This is a genomic window from Pilimelia terevasa, assembly GCF_014647915.1.
In the GTDB taxonomy this organism is placed as follows: Bacteria; Actinomycetota; Actinomycetes; order Mycobacteriales; family Micromonosporaceae; genus Pilimelia; species Pilimelia terevasa.
Genome location: NZ_BMQC01000016.1, coordinates 1 through 17,226, shown reverse-complemented (window position 1 = coordinate 17,226; position 17,226 = coordinate 1). Strand labels below are relative to the sequence as shown.

Sequence of the window (17,226 nt, the reverse complement as noted above, 5' to 3'; positions counted from 1 at the left end):
CCGGAGGGCCGCCCCGCCCCGCGGCGCCGGCCGCACGTCGGACCGGGCGCCGGCCCCGGGCACTGGTCGACCCGGTGACCGATATTTCCCGGCCGCGGCGTTGCCGTACGGTCGCGCAGGGTGGCCGGCTGCTCATTTGCTCTATGACAAGTATGGTGGCACCCGACCCCGGGCGGGTAGCGGCCCGTACTGTGCAGTTCTGCGGGCGGCAGGGGTCGTTCCGAGAGGTCCCAACGTGGAGGCGGGAATGGCGCTCAGCACGGATGAGAGTCGGCGCATGGCCGACCGGTTGCGCACCGACAGCGCGGACCTGGTGGCCACCTGGGTGGCCAAGGCCGGGGCGCCGCTGACGGGCCGGCTCAGCGAGGGCGAGCTGCGCCGACAGATCACCGAGCTGTACGGCGTCCTCGTCGCCGCCCTGGACGAGGGCATGACGGACCTGTCCGCCGCCCCCGGCGGCGAGCTGCGCGCGGTCCTGGCCGACCTCAGTCGGGGCCGCGCCCGACAGGGCTTCAGCGCCACCGAGACGGCGGTCAGCGTCTTCACCCTCAAGGACGCGCTGTCCGGCCGCGCCGACCTGGCCGACCCGGCGGAGCTGCGCGACTTCCTGTCGTTCAACCGGTTCATCGACGAGCTGGGGCTGTTCACGTTCAGCAGCTACAGCGCCGCGCGCGAGGAGCTGATCGCCGACCAGGCCGAGCAGTTGCTGGAGCTGTCCACCCCCGTGGTGAAGCTGTGGGAGGGCGTGGTCGCGGTACCGCTGGTCGGCACGCTGGACTCCGCGCGGGCCCAGGTGGTCATGGAGCGCCTGCTCCAGGCGCTGGTGGACACCGGCTCGCCGTACGCGATCATCGACATCACCGGCGTCCCCGCCGTGGACACCCAGGTCGCCCAGCACATCCTGAAGACGGTCGTCGCGGCCCGCCTGATGGGCGCCGAATGCCTCATCTCCGGCATCCGCCCGCAGATCGCCCAGACGATCGTCGCGCTCGGCATCGAGTTCGGCGACATCGCCACGAAGGCGACCCTGGCCGACGCCCTGCGGCACGTGCTGCGCCGGTCCGCCGCGCGCACCGGCGGGCGCGCGGAGCCGGTGGCCTGATGGACCGCGTCCCCGTCCTCAAGCTGGGCGACGTGCTGCTGGTGTCGATCCAGGTCGACCTGGCGGACAAGACGACGGTCCAGCTCGAGGAGGACCTCTCCGAGCGGATCGTGGCCACCGGCGCCCGCGGTGTGATCATCGACATCAGCGCCCTGGACATCGTGGACTCGTTCGTCGGCCGGATGCTGGCGACCATCGCCGCCATCTCCCGGGTGCTCGACGCCGAGACCGTCGTGGTGGGTATGCGGCCCGCGGTGGCGATCACGCTGGTGGAGCTGGGGCTGTCGCTGCACGGCATCCAGACCGCGCTGAACGTCGAGCGCGCCCTGGAGGTCCTGTCCCGGGCCCGCGACGACGACTGGATCCCGCCGCTGGACACCGAGGACGACACCGCCCCGGCCGCGCCGTGACCGGCGACCCCGGGGAGGAGGCGCAGACCCAGGCGGTGGTCTCGGACCAGGACGTGGTCCGGGTCCGCCAGTTGGTGCGGACCGCGGCCGTGACGGCGAAGCTGTCCCTGGTCGACCAGACCAAGGTCGTCACCGCCGCGAGCGAGCTGGCCCGCAACACGCTGGTGTACGGCGGCGGGGGCAGCGTGCAGGTCCGCGTCGTGCGGCAGCGCCGCAGCGGGGTCCGCGTCGAACTGGCCGACGACGGCCCGGGGATCGGCGACCTGGAGCTGGCGCTCACCGACGGGTACACCACCGGCGGGGGGCTCGGGCTCGGCCTGTCCGGCGCCCGGCGGCTGGTGGACGAGTTCGAGATCGACACGGCGCCGGGGCGGGGTACCCGGATCAGCATCGTGAAGTGGGCCCGGTGACGGCCGCCCCGCCGGCCACGGACGAGGTCGCCGAGAACGGCCTCTGGTTCCGGGTGGACGGCGCCGGGGCCGGCGGCGGCGCCCGCCGCGCCGCCGAGCGGCTCGCCGGGCAGCTCGGCTTCCCGCCGGGCCGGGTCGGCGACGTGGCGGTGGTCGCCGCCGAGCTGACCAGCAACCTGGTCAAGCACGCCGTGGGGGGAACCCTGCTGGTGCGGCCCGTGCGCGCCGGCCGGCACGCCGGGGTGGAGCTGTTCGCCGTCGACTCCGGCCCCGGCATCCTCGACCTGCGGGTCTCCGCGCGCGACGGCCACTCCACCGCGGGCACGCTCGGGGTGGGGCTGGGCGCGATCGCCCGGATGTCCTCGACCCACGACGTGTACTCCGAGCCCGGACGGGGAACCGTCGTCGCCGTGCAGGTCTGGCCCCCCGACGTCCCCGTGCCGCCGCCGGCGAGCTGCGGCGTGCTGCGCGCGATGGACTGGGAGTCCCCGTGCGGCGACGGCTACGCGGTCCGGGACGCCGACGGGCGGACCCAGCTCCTGGCCGTCGACGGGCTCGGGCACGGCCCGCTGGCCGCGGTCGCCGCGCAGGCGGCCACGGCCGCCTTCCGCGCCGCGCCCGTGGAACCCCCGGCCGCCCTGGTCGAACGCCTGCACCGCGCGCTGTCGGGCACCCGGGGCGCGGCGGTGGCGGTGGCCGAGCTCGACCCGGCCGCCGGCGAGGTCCGGTACAGCGGGCTGGGCAACATCGCCGGGGCCGTCCTGGACGACCGCGGCCGGCGCGGCATGGTCTCCCTGCCGGGCATCGCCGGGCACCAGCGCCGCACGGTGCGGGAGTACCGGTACCCGCTGCCGCCCGCCGCGCTGGTGCTGCTGCACTCCGACGGCGTCAGCGACCGCTGGCAGCTCGACGACTACCCCGGCCTGCTGGATCACCCGCCGCCGGTGGTCGCCGCCACGGTCCTGCGCGACGCCGGGGTCCGCCGCGACGACGCCTGCGTCCTGGTGGCGGCGGCGTCGTGACGGAGCTGTCGTGACGGAGATCCTGCGCGGCGTGCTGCGGGTCGAGCGGGACATCTTCGTGCTGCGCCAGTGCGGGCGGGAGGTCGCCGCGCTGGTGGGCCTGGACGGGCAGGACCAGGTCCGGGTCGCCACCGCCCTCAGCGAGATGGGCCGCGAGGTGCTCGGCGTCGGCGGCGCGGACGTCGTGTTCGCGGTGGCCGAGGACCCGGCCCGGCTCGTCGTCGACCTGTACAGCCGCGGCCGGCTCGACGGGGCCGGCCGTACGCCGGCCCGGCAGGCCGCCGCCCGGCTGGTCGACGACCTGGCGGTCACCGACGAGGGCGGCGCGACCCGGGTGCGGCTGACCCGCCGGCTGGCCGGCGGCGCCTTACCGGCCGACGTGCTGAGCCGGCTCAGCGCCGAGGCCGCCGCGCTGGTGCCGGCGACTCCGCTGGAGGAGCTGGCGGCGCAGAACCAGTCGCTGATCGCCGCGCTGGAGGAGGTCAGCCGGCAGCGCAACGACCTCACCCGGCTCAACGCCGAGCTCCAGGAGACCAACCAGGGGGTGCTGGCGCTGTACGCGCAGCTCTCCGAGGAGCTGGAGGAGACCAACCGCGGCGTCGTGGCGCTGTACGCGGAGATCGACGACAAGAGCGCCCAGCTCCACGCGGCCAGCGAGGCCAAGAGCCGGTTCCTGGCCAACATCAGCCACGAGCTGCGGGCGCCGCTGACCGCGGTCATCGGACTGTCCCGGATGCTCGCCGACCCGTCCTCGGACCCGGTGACCGCCGACCAGGCCACCCAGGTGGCGCTGATCCACGACTCCGCCCGCGGCCTGCTCGTGCTCGTCAACGACCTGCTGGACCTGGCCAAGGCCGAGGCCGGCCACATCGAACCGACCTGGGACGACGTCGACCTGCCGCTGGTACTGCGCCAGCTCAGCGGCACCCTGCACGCGATCGGCCCGCGCCCCGGCGTCGCGCTCGTCATCGAGGACGCGCCCGCCGACGTGACCCTGCGCAGCGACGAGGCCCTGCTCGCCCAGGTGCTGCGCAACCTGCTCACCAACGGCATGAAGTTCACCGAGCACGGCGAGGTCCGGCTCCGCTGCCGCGCCGAGGGCGCGCAGTGCGTGGAGTTCACCGTCACCGACACCGGCATCGGCATCGCACCCGAGCAGCTCGACAGGATCTTCGAGGACTTCTACCAGGTGCGCGGGCAGCTCCAGGCGAGCGTCACCGGCACGGGCCTGGGGCTGCCGTACGCCCGCCGGCTCACCGGCATCCTCGGCGGCACCCTCCGCGTCGCCAGCGAGCCGGGGGTGGGCAGCACCTTCACCGTCGCGCTTCCGCGCCGACCGGCCGCGGCCGCGGCCGTGCCGTGAGCGACTGCGACCGCGCCGGCGGGCGGATCCTGGTCGTCGACGACAGCCCGCCCAAGCGGTACCTGCTGGTGAACTGGCTGCGCCGGGCCGGCTTCGCGGTGACCGAGGCCGGTACCGGCGGCGAGGCGCTGCGGATCATCCGCGCGGACGTCCCCGAGGTGGTGATCCTCGACGTCCGGCTGCCCGACATGAGCGGCTTCGCCGTCTGCGAGGCGATCAAGTCGGACCCGTCCCTGGCGCCCACGCCGGTGATCCACGTCTCCGCCCACGCCGTGGACGTCGCCGACCGCACCCAGGGCCTGAACCGCGGCGCGGACGGCTACCTGGTGGAGCCGATTGACCCGGGCGAGCTGGTCGCCTCCGTCCACTCGGTCCTGCGCTACTACCGCGCCCGCCGCCGGGCCGAGCTGCTGGCCGACCGGCTCGGCGCGCTCGCGCGGGTGACCCTCGACCTGACCGCCGCGGCCAGCGTGTCGGAGCTGGTCACCGTGGCGGCCGAGGGCGCCGCGCTGATCTTCGGCAGTCCGGCGGCGGCGGTGGTGGAGTCGCCCGACGGCGCGCGCACGGCCGCCAGCGTGGCCGGCCCCGGCGCGCCGCCGCAGCACCCCCCGGTGCCGCCGCCGCGGACGACCCGCCCGACCGGGCTGACGGTCGCCACCTACCCGGCCGACGTGTGGCCGGAGCTGGGGTGGCCCGCGGGCGACACGTTCACCGCCGCCAGCGCCCGGCTGCGCGCGGACCGCTCCGCCACCCACATCCTGGTACCCACGGCGGCCGCCACGCCCGGCTCGGTACTCCAGCAGCTCACCCAGACGGTGGCGGCCGCGGCGGAGGCGCAGCGCTCCTACGACGAGGAGCACCGCATCGCCATCACCCTGCAGCGCAGCCTGCTGCCGCGCAGTCTGCCCCGCCCGGCCGGCGTGGACCTGGCCGTGCGCTACCTGCCGGCGGACTCCGACACCGAGGTGGGCGGCGACTTCTACGAGCTGGCCATGGTGGAGGACCAGTTGGTCGCCGCGATCGGCGACGTGGCCGGCCACTCCCTGCACGCCGCCACGGTGATGGGGGAGGTGCGGCACGCGCTGCGCGCCTACGCCGTGGACGGCCACCCCCCGGGCGCCGTACTGGACCGGCTGAACCGCCTGCTGCGGCTGCTGCTGCCCGCAGAGACGGCCACCCTGTGCCTGCTCACGTACGACCCGGCCACCGGGCGGGTCCGGCTGGCCAACGCCGGCCACATGCCGCCGCTGCTGCTGCCCGCCGACGGTCCGCCGCGCTACGTCGTCCAGCGCGGGGTGCTGCTCGGCGTGGACGCCCCGCGGCCCGCCGACGCGGAGTTCGTGCTGCCGCCCGGCGCGGGCCTGCTGCTGTACACCGACGGGCTGGTGGAGCGGCGGGACGCCGTGATCGACGAGGGTTTCGACCGGCTGGCGGCGGTCGCCGCGCGCGCCGAGGCGGACCCCGAGGCGTTCTGCGACCGGGTGCTCGCCGAGATGTGCACCACCGCGGTCGACGACGACGTCGCGGTCGTCGTCCTGCGCCGCCACTGAGGCGGGCCCGCCGACAGGCCGGCCGGCCCGGGGATCCGCCAGCTCCGGGCCGCCGCGGCGCCGTAGGGTCGGGCCATGGCTGACGACACCCCGACCTACGACTTCCAGGTGACCGTGGACGCCGCGGGCCCGCACGCGCTCGCCGACTGGTGGGCCGAGACGCTCGGCTGGGAGGTGGAGCCGACGGACGCGGACTTCGTCCGCCGCATGGTGGCCGAGGGCCACGCGACCGAGGACCAGACCACCACCCACCGCGGCGCCCTGGTCTGGAAGGTCGGCGCCGCGATCCGGCACCCCGGCCTCCCGGACCGGCGGGTCCTGTTCCAGGAGGTCCCGGAGGCCAAGACGGTGAAGAACCGGCTCCACCTCGACGTGCGGGTCGGCGCCGAGCGCCGGGCGGCGGTGTGCGACGCCCTCGTGGCCCGCGGGGCCCTGCGCCTGCACGAGGGCCGGCAGGGGCCGTTCGCCTGGGTGACGCTGGTCGACCCCGAGGGCAACGAGTTCTGCGTGACCTGAGCCCCGCCGCGCCGGGGCCGCCGACGACCGCGGGGACGCGGGAGGTCACCGACCTCCCGCGTCCCGGGACGGATTGCCCCCACCCGGGGGCGTGGGATCAGCCGGCGGCCATGGTGTCCGGGGTGACGAACGTGTACCCCTTGGCCTTGATCCCGGGCACCAGCTCCTGGAGGTGGCTGAGGCCGAGGTACGGGTGGTAGAAGAAGCTGGCCACGCCGTCGCGGATCACCAGGTTCCGGTCCGCCGAGGCGATCAGGTCCGAGGGCAGCCGGGCCGGGTGGTTGTTGAACGCCTGCGGCTCGACGTTGCCGATGTTCTCCGGCACGACCACCGAGCCGTAGACGTCGCGGACGGTGTAGGGGAAGAACTGGCCCACCGGCCGCGTGTAGTCGGGCTTGGCTCCGGTCAGCGAGCCGGGGAAGTACAGCGACCGCTCGTACCGCTTGCCGAACTCGCTGTTGATCGCGGCGTAGTTGGCCACGCTGCCGGCGTAGTGCGGGAACTCGAACATCGTGGGCTGCTTCAGCCCGCTGAGGGTGAACAGCAGCTTCGCCGACAGCACCCGGCCGTTGATGAAGCTCGTCGAGTCGCCGGAGACCGGCCCGTCGTAGATGACGGAGTCGTTGGCGTCGACGTGGGCGCGGTAGAACTCGAAGTCGTTGCCGCTGGAGCCGTCGTACGGGTTGGCGACGTTGCTGAACTGGTGGGTGTAGCCGTGCATGACCAGGGTGCCGCCGCGCGACTGCATGTACTTCAGGGCCGAGACGACCTGCGGGCGCTGGAGCAGGGTGTAGTCCTCCGCGCGGCCGCCGTTGTGGGCGCCCTTGGGGTCGCGGTACCGGGTGTAGACGGCGGCGCTGAACGGCACCTTCTGGGCGTACAGGTAGTCGGTGATGGCCCGTAGCTGCGCCGGGTCGGCGTCGGGGCCGACGTCCTCGATCCGCACCAGCGCGCGGTGCCGCTCGGCGGCGTCGGGGTCCAGGACGTCGTACAGCAGGTCGGCGAACGCCAGGTACCGGTCGTCGTGGGAGACGTAGGCGAACGGGATCTCGCCGACGTAGGTCAGGTTGCCGGAGCGGATCGCCCACGGGAAGGTGCTGCCGTCGGGCCGCACGGCCGAGGCCAGGACCGTCGACTTCGTGGGGTCGCTGACGGCCAGGTCCATGATGCCGGACTTGTTGATCGTGTCGCGGGAGAGCGTGCGCCCCTTGTACTGGACCTGGGCGACATCGGCCAGGTCGAAGGACTTGTAGGTGAAGCCGTGCGACTCCACGAACTTCGGGTCGCGGGCGGTGAGCTGCCAGATGTTGTCGTACATCCAGGTGACCGGCTTGGTCGTGGCGGTCACGTCGTCGAGGAACGCGGTCGGCAGCGGCTCGTCGTAGGTCGAGCCGACGTAGATGACGGCCGTGTAGGCGTTCAGGTCGCCGGCCTTGTAGTGGGCGACCGGGCTGGCGGCCCAGGAGCCGAAGTGCGAGGCCAGGTTCGCCGTCTGCGTGGCGTACGCCTCGCCGAGCCAGCCGAACGGCCCGGTGCTGTCGTACAGCACGAGCGTCTTGGCGGTGCCGCCGCCCGGCGCGGCCTTGCCGGTCTTGACCGTCGGCGTGGTCACGGCGACGCGCCGGGTGGCGGGGTTGGCCTGCGCCCCCATCACCCGCTGCGCCGGCTGGAGCCGGCCCGGGGTCGGCGGTGCGGGTACCGGCGAGACCTCGCCGTGCTCGGTGAGCGCGTGGATCATGTCGGCCAGCGGGCCGCGGGCCGCGGGCAGCACGACCAGCGCGGCGCTGGCGAGGGCCACGACGGCCAGGTTGGCCACGAAGGCGGTACGGCGGCTGAACAGTAGACGGCGACTCACGCGAAGGCTCCCTCGTTCGTGGTGTGGGCGGAGACCGGGCGCGACACGCCGCGGCGTTGGGTGGGAATCCCGGCGCGCTGAGGCATCGGGGCGGGGCGGGTCGTCAGGCCGAGCAGGGCGGCGACCGCCTGCGCGGTGCGGTGGCCGGCCAGGCCGTCGCCGTACGGGTTGCCGCCGGCGGTCATCGCGTCGCGGCGGCCCCGGTCGTCGAGCAGCGCCGCGGCCTCCTTGACGATGAGGTCCTCGTCGGCGCCGACGAGCCGGGCGCAGCCGGCGTGCAGGGACTCGACCCGCTCGGTCACGTCCCGCAGGACCAGCGCCGGGACGCCGAAGGACGGCGCCTCCTCCTGGATGCCGCCGGAGTCGGTGAGCACCAGGTACGCCTCCGACAGCAGGCGGGCCAGGTCCGGGTAGGACAGCGGGTCGGTGACCGTGACCCGGCCGGTGCCGGCCAGGCCGGCGTCGACCTGGGCGCGGACGGCGGGGTTCGGGTGGCTGGGGAACACCACGTCGATGTCGGGGTACCGGGCCACCAGCGTCCGCACCGCGGCGAGGATCCGCTCCAGCGGCGCGCCCCAGGACTCCCGCCGGTGCGCGGTGACCAGGACCAGCCGGCGCCCGTCGGCGTCCGCCCGGGCGGCGGCGACGTCGGGGTTCTCGAACGGCCGGCGGTGACCGGCGACGGTGAGCGTGGCGTCCACGACGGTGTTGCCGGTGACCAGGACGTCCGCGGCGGGCGTGCCCTCGTCGTGCAGGTTGGTCGCGGCCAGCGGCGTCGGCGCCAGGTGCAGCGCGGCGATCTGGGCGACGAGCCGGCGGTTGGCCTCCTCCGGGAACGGGGAGTCCAGGTCGCCGGAGCGCAGGCCCGCCTCCAGGTGGACGACGGGAATCCGCCGCCAGAACGCCGCCAGCGCCCCGGCCAGGCTCGTCGTCGTGTCGCCCTGCACCACCACGGCGGCCGGCGGCCGCTGCGCGAACAGCGCGTCGAGCTGCTGGACCAGCGCGGTCAGCAGCTCGGCCTGGCTGCCGGTCGTCCGCGGCACGCTGAGGGTGACGTCGGCGGTCATGCCGAACGCGGCCAGCGCCTGCCCGACCATCGCGGGGTGCTGTCCACTGCCGACGAGGACCGCGTCGAGCAGTCCCGCCTGCCGCAGCGCGGCGGCCACCGGCGCGAGCTTGACGGCCTCGGGGCGGGTACCGCCGATCAGGTGGATCTCGGGAAGCGCCATCGGAGGGTGCCTTTCTCGCCTGCGGGTGCGGGCGGGGGTTCGTCGGGGAGGGAGGGTGGAGCGGGTCAGGCGGGCACCGGGACCGGTGCCGTTGCGGGTGCCTGTGCGGTTGCGGGCGCGGCGGCGAACGTGAAAACGTCCGCCACGGGGTCTTCGCTGAGCCGTTCGGTCTTGGCCCAGGTCTGGCGGCCGGTGGCCTGGCGGAACACCGCCCGGTACGTGGCGACCAGGCACATCAGCAGGAAGGCGGGGTAGGCGGCGGCGGACGAGAGCAGCAGCCACAGCGGCTGGTCGCCGAGCCGGCGCCGGTGGACGAGCGACCAGATGACGCCGGGCAGGTAGGTCGCGCCGAGCCACAGGGCCGCGGTCGTGGCCAGGTCCGCCCACGTGCGCAGGTACGGCAGGGGCTCGCCGACGCACAGGCCGACCGTCCCGGCCCCGGCGAGGACCAGCATCACGAGCATCATCAGGGCGTTCAGCCAGGGCGAGAGCAGGTAGTGCAGCATCTCGGCCCGGGCGGCCGGCGACAGGCGGCGGGCGGTGCACAGGCGGCCCAGGTACCGCGCGCACTGGATGTTGCCCTGGGCCCAGCGGGTCCGCTGCCGGACCAGGCGCCGCACGTCCACGACGGCCTGCTGGGTCACGGCGGCCCGCGAGGTGTACCGGATGCTGTGCCCGGACAGGTGCAGCCGCAGCCCCAGCTCCAGGTCCTCGACCAGGCAGGCGGACCACGGCGCGTCGCCGAGGGTCTGCAGCGCGCTGAGCCGGGTGAACTGGCCGTTGCCGCCGAGCCCGACGGTCCCGAGCCGGTCGCGCATGGTCTGGAAGGCGCTGACGATGGCGCCGAACTCCAGGTCCTGGACGGTGCCCAGCATCTCGTGCCGGTTCCTGATCCGCACCTGGCACTGGACGGCGCCGACGCGGGCGTCGCGCAGCTTGCGGCTGACCTCGATGAGGATGTTGCGGCTGCCCTGGCCGTCGCCGTCGATGATGCCGAGGACCACTCGGTCCGGGTCGACGCCCTCGGCGACGGCGCGGGCGGTGATCCAGCGGTACGCGGCGTTGAGCGCCTCGCCCTTGCCCCGGCGGGCGTCGGGCAGGTCGCGCCGCAGCACGTGCAGCCGCGGGTGGCTGATCCCGGCGAGGATGTGCGGGGTGTTGTCGTCGGACCCGTCGTCGACGACGAGGACGCGGGAGAGGGTGCCGACCGGGCTGACCAGCGACAGCGCCGCGGCGACGGTGTTACCCACGACGACCTGCTCGTTGAGGGCGGGGACGACGATCCAGAAGTCGGTCGGCAGCGCCTCGGCGGTACCGGCGGCGGGCAGCGAGCGCACGCTGCGGGCGGCGGTGTACCGCGCCGCGAAGCTCGCCAGCGCGACGGTGAACACCGGCCAGGCCAGCATGACGGCGTGCCCCGCCACCACCAGCAGCCAGGTGTGTGTCGCCGACATGCTGCCCCCCAGATGTCCCGTACGGCCCCGTTGCGGCGGGCGGCAGGTGCCAACCCGAAGGCCGTGAGAAAGACGCTAGAGATCACAGAGGGTGACAGCAAGGGGTGCTAACCGGACGCCGTGGAGGACCGGCGCGGTGGGCGACGTCAGACCGGACAGACCGGCCACGGCGCTGTTTCTCCAGGTCGTCCCCCATGTGAAGGGGGTCGGCGGGGTGTCGGCCGCGGGGTCGCGCAGGGGGTGGCCCGCCCATTACGCAGAGTTATTTTTAGGGCTGTTTCGACTCGCGGCACTTGCGGCGTTTGTGCACCAGATGGGCGGTGAGGCCCACCGAGGCGCTGACGGCGAGGGCCAGGGCGACGCCGGCCCACGGCCGTCCGGGGAAGAAGGCGTGGCCCAGGAAGCCGAGTCCCACCCCGTAGACCGCCCATACCAGCGCGCCGAGCGCGGAGTAGGGCAGGTAGCGGCGCAGCGGATAGCGCAGCAGACCCGCCGAGATCCCGACGGCCATGGTGCCGCCGGGCACGAAACGCCCGCCGACGATCAGCCCCGGCCCCCACGAGGGCTGCCGCTCGCGCAGCCACCGCAGGGCGCTCGCGGCCCGCCCGGTGCCGCCCCGGCGGCCCGTCAGGGTGCGCCCCAGCGCGTAGGCCGCGCTGTCGCCGAGGACCGCGCCGCCGGCGCACGTCGCGCACACCGCCGCCAGGTGCAGCTCCCCGGCGGCGGCCAGGCCCATGGCGGTGACGAGCATCGCCTCGCTGGGCAGCGGCGGGAACACCGCCGAGCCGGCGATGGACACCGCGATCAGCACGTACGCCCAGGGCGACGCGAGGAACGGATCCAGGGGTATCACGATCCACCCATGCTAGCCATCGATGCCCACGTCACGGGCCGGTCGGCGGCCGCCGTCCTCCGGCGGGAGGACGGCGGGACAACGCCGCCCCCCGCGCTCCGGCCGGGCGTACAGTCGGAATCCGACGCCGGTGCGTCGTCGCGCCGGCCCTGGAGCACAGCGAAACGGGGACTGCCGTGCTGAATCTGCGCAGACTGCCGGCCGCCGCGGCGGCGTCCGTGCTCGCGGTCGGGCTGCCGGCCGCGGCGGCGGCCGCCCCGGGCGGCTTCGCCCGGGTGAGCGTGTCCGGCGCCGGGGCGCAGGCCGACGGGCGCACCGACGAGGTGGCGCTGGCGGGCACCGGACGCCTCGTCGCGTTCACCGCGGAGGCCGCCAACCTGGTCCCGGGCGACACCAACGGCCACCAGGACGCCTTCGTCCGCGACCGCCGCACCGGCACCACCCGGCGGGTCAGCGTCTCCGGCACCGGCGGCCAGGCCGACGGCGCCAGCCGCAACGTGGCGCTGAGCCGGGACGGGCGGTACGTCGCGTTCACCTCCGAGGCGACCAACCTGGTGCCGGGCGACACCAACGGCGTCGCCGACGTGTTCCTCCACGACCGCCGCACCGGCGCCACCGCGCGGGTCAGCGTGTCCGGCGCGGGCGCGCAGGGCGACGGCGCGAGCGCCGTGGCCACCGGGCGGGTCAGCGCCGACGGCCGGTATGTCGCGTTCAGCTCGGCGGCCGGCAACCTGGTGTCCGGCGACACCAACGGTGCCGAGGACGTCTTCGTCCGCGACCGGTGGACCGGCACGACCCGGCGGCTGAGCGTCTCCGGCTCCGGCGGGCAGGGCGCGGGGGCGTCGTCCGGCGCGGCGATCAGCGACGACGGCCGGTACGTCGCCTTCGTCTCCGAGGCCCCGGACCTGGTGTTGGGGGACACCAACGGCGCGGCGGACGCCTTCCTCCGCGACCGCCGCACGGGCACCACCCGGCGCCTGAGCGTGTCGGCGGCCGGCGCGCAGGCCGACGACCGCACCGCCGAGGTGGTGCTCAGCGCGACCGGCCGGTACGTCGGGCTGCGGTCGCGGGCGACGAACCTGGCCCCGGGCGGGGACACCAACGGGATGGACGACGTGTTCCTGCGCGACCGCCGGACGGCGGCCGTGGTGCGCGTGAGCGTGTCCGGCGCGGGGCAGCAGGCGGACCACGAGAGCTACGGCCTGGCCGTCGGCGCCAGCGGGCGGTACGTCGCGTTCACCTCGCTGGCCGGCAACCTCGTGCCGGGCGACGCGGTCGACCACCCGGAGCTGTTCCTGCGCGACGTGTGGGCGGGCACGACGCGGCGGCTCACCGACCTCGGCGGCGGGACGTCGGCGGACGGGTACAGCTACGGCCCGTCGGTCAGCGCCGACAGCCGCCACGTCGCCGTGGTGTCCGTCGCCGCCAACCTGGTGGCCGGCGACACCAACGGCGTCGAGGACGGCTTCGTGCTCCGCCGGCCGTGAGCCGGTGCTGACACCCGTCCGCGCACGACGCCCGATCGGGTGGGTCAGTCGCAGTCGCCGAGGTCGTAGTTCTCCGGCCCGGCCACGGCGTTCGGGGCCGTGAAGGTCGCCGACAGCTCCCGGCCGGCGTCGGCGGTCACGAGGTTGACGCGGATCTGCCGCGCCGGGCTCGCGGTCGCGTCGGCATCGCCGGCCGCGGCGCCGGTCACGGCGAACGGCGCCGCGCCGGCGGGTGCGCGCACGCCGCTGGCCAGCACCGCGCCGGCCGGCCGCGCGGACCCCGGCGCCACGACCGGGTGCGCAGCCGGTCGCCGTCGAGCCAGAGCTGGTGGCAGCGGGCGGTGCCGGCGGTGACCAGGTACCGCAGTCCCGGCCCGCCCTCGACGGTCTCCGGCTGCATGGCCGCCGCGTACCGCAGCGAGGTGTCCAGCCGCAGGAAGACCGTCGCCACCTGGGACTCGGACTCGGCGACCGCGGCGGTCTGCCGGTACGCCCGCTGCGCCGTGACCACCGCGCTGGTGACGATCGCCAGGACGACCGCCAGCAGGCTCATGGCGACCACGGTCTCGACCAGGGTGACCCCGGCGTCCCCCGCGGGCGCGGGGCGGGGCGGCGCGGCGCCCGGCGGTGCGGGCGGTCGGGGGCGCCGTCCGGTCATCCGGTGAAGGTGGGGTCGACCGGCATCGCGTTGACCAGCGCGGCGGTCTGGACGGACTGGGGGCGGCCGCGGTCGGTCCAGCGCACGGTGGCGACCACCCGGGTGAGCACCGCCACGCCGGGACCGCCGGCCGCCGCGGTGCAGGAGCCGCCGACGGTGGCCTGCGCGCAGGCGCTGACGTCCCACTCCCGGGTGTACACGACGCTGCCGACGGTCGTGGGCGCCGCCGCCGGCTCGTGGCGGGCCAGCTCCGTGCCGCCGGTCTGCCGCGCCTGGTCGACCATCTGCGTCAGCAGTTGCGTGGCGATCTGGCGGTTGGCCTGGCTGTCGGTGACGCCGTGCGAGGAGACGAACAGGCTCAGCGTGGACGCGGCGACCAACGAGATCACGCCCAGCGCCACCACCAGCTCCACCAGGGAGAAGCCGGCCTCCGGCGACCCCCGGGGCCGGGGCGGACGCGGCGCGCGGACGACCTCCATCTTCCCACTATCGGCGCCGGTTCGCCCTGGGCACCGCGCTACCGGCCGGTAACCCCGCGTGGGTGGGCGGGAAGATCGGACAATGCAGCGGTGAGGCCACCAACGGGACCCCGTCCGCCCCGGTGGCGGCCCGGCGCGGACGACGCCGGGTCGATGCCGGTGGCGATGCTGCTCACGCTCGTGTGCGTGTCCCTGACCGGGGTCCTGGCGCCGGTGGTCATCGGCCAGGTCGACTCGACCCAGGAGTCGCTCCAGCGGATGCGCGCCCTGCACGCGGCGCAGACCGGCCTCGACGTGGGCGTGGCCGGCATCCGGTCGGCGTACAGCGGCAGCGCCACCTCGGGGGCCCGCGGCGCCCTGCCCTGCGACGACGTCCGGGGCAGCGGCGGCGCCGAGGCGCTGTCGACCTACACCCTCACCATCGCCTACTACGCCGTGGCGCCGGGCACGGCCGGCGCGGCGGCGATGTCCTGCGCGGCGGCGCGCGGCGGCCCCGGGGTGCCCCGCTACGCGCTGCTCACCGCGGTCGGCGCCACCACCGGCCGGTCCGCGGCCACCCGCCGGCTGCGCGGCGTCTACCCGCTGCGGGTCAGCGCCGCCGCCGCGGCGGCCCCCACCCCCACCGCGAGCGCCACCGCGGCCCCCGCCCCGACCACGACCTACGGCCCGCACAACGACATCTCCATCCAGCCGCGGATGATCTGGGCGTGGTCGCCGGCCGCCAACAGCACCGACCTGTGCGTGGACGCGGGCGCGTCGCGCCCCGCGGCCAACAGCCGGCCCCGCTTCCAGGTGTGCGACGGCCTCGACCACGAGACCGCGGGCTACAAGCAGTTCTGGTACTACCGGGAGGACCTGACGCTGGCCACGGTCGGCTCCCTGCTGTCCAGCCAGCCGATGTGCCTGGACGCCGGGGCCACCCCCGCGGCCGGCCAGGACCCGACGATGCAGCCCTGCCTCAGCCCGCCGACGGCCCGGCAGCGGTGGTTCTACACCAGCACCGCCAACTTCGAGCTCGGCAACGCCGCCGGGACGGCCGTCACCGGCCTCTGCCTCAACGTCCACTCCCCGGGCGACCCCGGCTCCCGGCTGGTGCTGGGCACCTCCTGCCACAGCAGCGCCTACGACACCCGGCAGACGTTCAGCTTCAGCACCAAGACCGGCCCGGGCCGGTCCTACTCCCGCAGGTCGGACTGCACGGACGAGGCCGGGTACGCGTGCACCCTGCGGCAGGTCGTCAACTTCGCCAACCCGTCCCGCTGCCTGGACCGGTACTCCAGCTTCATGGCGAACATGGAGTGCGTCCAGGACCCCGACCCGGACGACATCCGCTGGACCCAGCTCTGGCGGGTGCCGACCCCGGCCGACGGGACCGCGGGGGTGACCGGGCCGCTGGTGGCGGTCAACGGCTCGGGGGCCACGTACTGCCTGACCTCGCCGTCCTCGACCGACATGCCGACCCTGCAGTCGTGCACCCCCCGGTCCGCGCGGGCCGACCAGCGGTTCACGGTGTACGCCAACACCGGCAACTCCTACTCGATGTACCGGGTCCTCGACGCGTCCGGCCGCTGCATGACCCACCCCAACGACCACCGCAACGGCGTGGACGCCAACTTCTTCTGGAACCAGGCCAACTGGAACTGGAAGATCCGCATGGACTCCTGCGTGAACAGCCGCAACAGCGACACCGACACCGAGTGGAACTACGCCTCCGTCGTCGACCGGCAGAAGTGGATGGCGCCGGCCGTCCTGCCCACCCGGCTCCCGCCCGCGCCCTCGGCCAGCCCCACCCGGACGGCCACCGCCGCGCCGACGGTCGCCGCGAGCGTGGTGCCCACCGCCACGACGGTGGTCCCCGCCCCCACCCCGGCGGCCGGCGCCGAGCCCCTCCAGCAGCTCGTCGAGCTGCCGTAGCCCGCGCCGGAAAACGGACTGCGGGCGCGACGACCCCGCATTCGGGCGCCGGCCGGACGACGTTCGGCGACGAGTGGATCGGAGTATCGTGCGAATTCGGGCGAATTCGCGTTTCCTGCAACCGAGGGCGGGGATTCTGTGGACATGGCCGAGACGACTATCGCCCCGACCCGCCCGCCCTGCGTCAATCCTGACTGCTGGCGTCCGGGTACCTTCGCGCTCGCCGAGGCGGAGCTGCCGCCCGGCTTCACGCCGCCGGCCGGTCGGGCCGACGTGCGGGCGTGCACCGACCACGCGAGCGACCTGTACCGGGTCAGCCTGCCCGAGGGCGGCTGGGTCGCGCCGTGGTTGCAGCCCCACCTGACGCCGTGACGCCCCGCGTCGGTTTCGCCGACTTCGTCGGGTTTCCCTAGCCGCATCGGGGGTAGTCGGCGGCGTTCGGGCGGGTGCGCGCCCGGCGGTGCCGCGCGGTCGAGGGGGGCCATGTCCAGCAGTCCGGGAGCCGAGCTGCCGGCCGCGCTCACCAACCGGCAGGACCACCCGGTGCACGACAACCGGAGCTCCCGCACCGTCGGCGCGTGCGGCCCGGCCACCTCGGAGGACTACCAGTCCTGAAAGGTCAGCCACTTCGACCGCGCGCGTATCCCGATCTGGTCGTCTGCGCGCAGGGTCACCGCCGTCGACTACTTCGAGGCGTACGGCAGGTGTGCCGCCATTCAGATGTTTGACCCTGAACCGGCTTTGCCGTTGTTCTGGCGCTAGCCGCACAGCATGAAACCCTTGCCCAGGGACATCGGAAGGGTCTGCTGCACCAACTGGTGACACCTGAGCTGGCTTGCCGTTGAGGCGGGCTGGAAGGATGCCACCGTGCCCAAGCCCTACCCCCGAGAGTTCCGTGACGACGTCGTGCGGGTCGCCCGCGGC

18 protein-coding genes are annotated in these 17,226 nt (G+C 74.8%); 11 read left to right on the top strand and 7 right to left on the bottom strand.

The genetic code is table 11. The features are described from left to right. The first annotated feature begins 247 nt into the window (after window positions 1-247). From IEY75_RS17645 to IEY75_RS17615, 7 genes are all read left to right on the top strand, one after another. Complete coding sequence (locus tag IEY75_RS17645) at window positions 248-1,102, top strand: STAS domain-containing protein (protein ID WP_189115485.1); 855 nt, start codon at window positions 248-250, stop codon at window positions 1,100-1,102. Beyond that, window positions 1,102-1,512 carry an STAS domain-containing protein gene (locus IEY75_RS17640; protein WP_189115484.1) on the top strand — a complete coding sequence of 137 codons (411 nt, stop codon included), beginning with the start codon at window positions 1,102-1,104 and terminating at the stop codon, window positions 1,510-1,512. Before IEY75_RS17645 ends, IEY75_RS17640 begins: the two co-directional genes overlap by 1 nt. After that, entirely contained in the window at window positions 1,509-1,922 is a 414-nt protein-coding gene (locus tag IEY75_RS17635) for an ATP-binding protein (protein WP_189115483.1), read from the top strand. Before IEY75_RS17640 ends, IEY75_RS17635 begins: the two co-directional genes overlap by 4 nt. Further along, the gene (locus IEY75_RS17630; RefSeq protein WP_229789846.1) at window positions 1,910-2,944 is read left to right on the top strand and encodes a SpoIIE family protein phosphatase; all 1,035 of its coding nucleotides are present in this window, start codon (window positions 1,910-1,912) and stop codon (window positions 2,942-2,944) included. The genes IEY75_RS17635 and IEY75_RS17630 overlap by 13 nt, the downstream gene beginning before the upstream one ends. 10 nt (window positions 2,945-2,954) lie before the next feature. Beyond that, complete coding sequence (locus IEY75_RS17625) at window positions 2,955-4,307, top strand: sensor histidine kinase (protein WP_189115482.1); 1,353 nt, start codon at window positions 2,955-2,957, stop codon at window positions 4,305-4,307. Then, window positions 4,304-5,857 carry a SpoIIE family protein phosphatase gene (locus IEY75_RS17620; RefSeq protein WP_229789844.1) on the top strand — a complete coding sequence of 518 codons (1,554 nt, stop codon included), beginning with the start codon at window positions 4,304-4,306 and terminating at the stop codon, window positions 5,855-5,857. Before IEY75_RS17625 ends, IEY75_RS17620 begins: the two co-directional genes overlap by 4 nt. 75 nt (window positions 5,858-5,932) lie before the next feature. Next, window positions 5,933-6,373 carry a VOC family protein gene (locus IEY75_RS17615; protein ID WP_189115481.1) on the top strand — a complete coding sequence of 147 codons (441 nt, stop codon included), beginning with the start codon at window positions 5,933-5,935 and terminating at the stop codon, window positions 6,371-6,373. Window positions 6,374-6,470: 97 nt separating this feature from the next. On the opposite strand, the gene IEY75_RS17610 is transcribed toward IEY75_RS17615, so the two are convergent. The 4 genes from IEY75_RS17610 to IEY75_RS17595 all read right to left on the bottom strand — a co-directional run bounded on the left by IEY75_RS17610 (window position 6,471) and on the right by IEY75_RS17595 (window position 11,764). Next, window positions 6,471-8,228 (bottom strand): DUF2334 domain-containing protein, encoded by a 1,758-nt coding sequence (locus tag IEY75_RS17610; protein WP_229789842.1) that lies wholly within the window; start codon window positions 8,226-8,228, stop codon window positions 6,471-6,473. Next, window positions 8,225-9,457, bottom strand: coding sequence for a non-hydrolyzing UDP-N-acetylglucosamine 2-epimerase (gene wecB, locus IEY75_RS17605; RefSeq protein ID WP_189115480.1), 1,233 nt, complete (start codon window positions 9,455-9,457; stop codon window positions 8,225-8,227). Before wecB ends, IEY75_RS17610 begins: the two co-directional genes overlap by 4 nt. A 65-nt stretch (window positions 9,458-9,522) precedes the next feature. Further along, on the bottom strand, window positions 9,523-10,911 hold the full coding sequence (locus IEY75_RS17600; RefSeq protein ID WP_189115479.1) for a glycosyltransferase family 2 protein: 1,389 nt from the start codon (window positions 10,909-10,911) through the stop codon (window positions 9,523-9,525). A 268-nt stretch (window positions 10,912-11,179) separates the two neighbouring features. Beyond that, window positions 11,180-11,764, bottom strand: a complete 585-nt coding sequence (locus tag IEY75_RS17595; RefSeq protein ID WP_189115478.1) for a DedA family protein — start codon at window positions 11,762-11,764, stop codon at window positions 11,180-11,182. A gap of 176 nt (window positions 11,765-11,940) precedes the next feature. Here IEY75_RS17595 and IEY75_RS17590 point away from each other — a divergent pair, with 176 nt between their 5' ends. Continuing rightward, window positions 11,941-13,251, top strand: a complete 1,311-nt coding sequence (locus IEY75_RS17590; protein WP_189115477.1) for a TolB-like translocation protein — start codon at window positions 11,941-11,943, stop codon at window positions 13,249-13,251. A 44-nt stretch (window positions 13,252-13,295) separates the two neighbouring features. On the opposite strand, the gene IEY75_RS17585 is transcribed toward IEY75_RS17590, so the two are convergent. From IEY75_RS17585 to IEY75_RS17575, 3 genes are read right to left on the bottom strand one after another with little or no spacing between them, the layout of a single operon-like run. Continuing rightward, window positions 13,296-13,493: a hypothetical protein gene (locus tag IEY75_RS17585; RefSeq protein WP_189115476.1), complete on the bottom strand. Its 198-nt coding sequence runs from the start codon at window positions 13,491-13,493 to the stop codon at window positions 13,296-13,298. After that, window positions 13,457-13,909 carry a PulJ/GspJ family protein gene (locus tag IEY75_RS17580; protein ID WP_189115475.1) on the bottom strand — a complete coding sequence of 151 codons (453 nt, stop codon included), beginning with the start codon at window positions 13,907-13,909 and terminating at the stop codon, window positions 13,457-13,459. The genes IEY75_RS17585 and IEY75_RS17580 overlap by 37 nt, the downstream gene beginning before the upstream one ends. Further along, on the bottom strand, window positions 13,906-14,388 hold the full coding sequence (locus IEY75_RS17575) for a type IV pilus modification PilV family protein (RefSeq protein ID WP_189115474.1): 483 nt from the start codon (window positions 14,386-14,388) through the stop codon (window positions 13,906-13,908). The genes IEY75_RS17580 and IEY75_RS17575 overlap by 4 nt, the downstream gene beginning before the upstream one ends. Before the next feature lie 90 nt (window positions 14,389-14,478). Between IEY75_RS17575 and IEY75_RS17570 the strand changes: the two genes are divergently transcribed. From IEY75_RS17570 to IEY75_RS21330, 3 genes are all read left to right on the top strand, one after another. Further along, window positions 14,479-16,302 carry a ricin-type beta-trefoil lectin domain protein gene (locus IEY75_RS17570; protein WP_189115473.1) on the top strand — a complete coding sequence of 608 codons (1,824 nt, stop codon included), beginning with the start codon at window positions 14,479-14,481 and terminating at the stop codon, window positions 16,300-16,302. Window positions 16,303-16,446: 144 nt separating this feature from the next. Further along, window positions 16,447-16,674, top strand: coding sequence for a hypothetical protein (locus IEY75_RS17565; RefSeq protein ID WP_189115472.1), 228 nt, complete (start codon window positions 16,447-16,449; stop codon window positions 16,672-16,674). Between the two features lie 111 nt (window positions 16,675-16,785). Beyond that, window positions 16,786-16,917, top strand: a complete 132-nt coding sequence (locus IEY75_RS21330) for a hypothetical protein (protein WP_268244364.1) — start codon at window positions 16,786-16,788, stop codon at window positions 16,915-16,917. The last annotated feature ends 309 nt before the right edge of the window (window positions 16,918-17,226 follow it).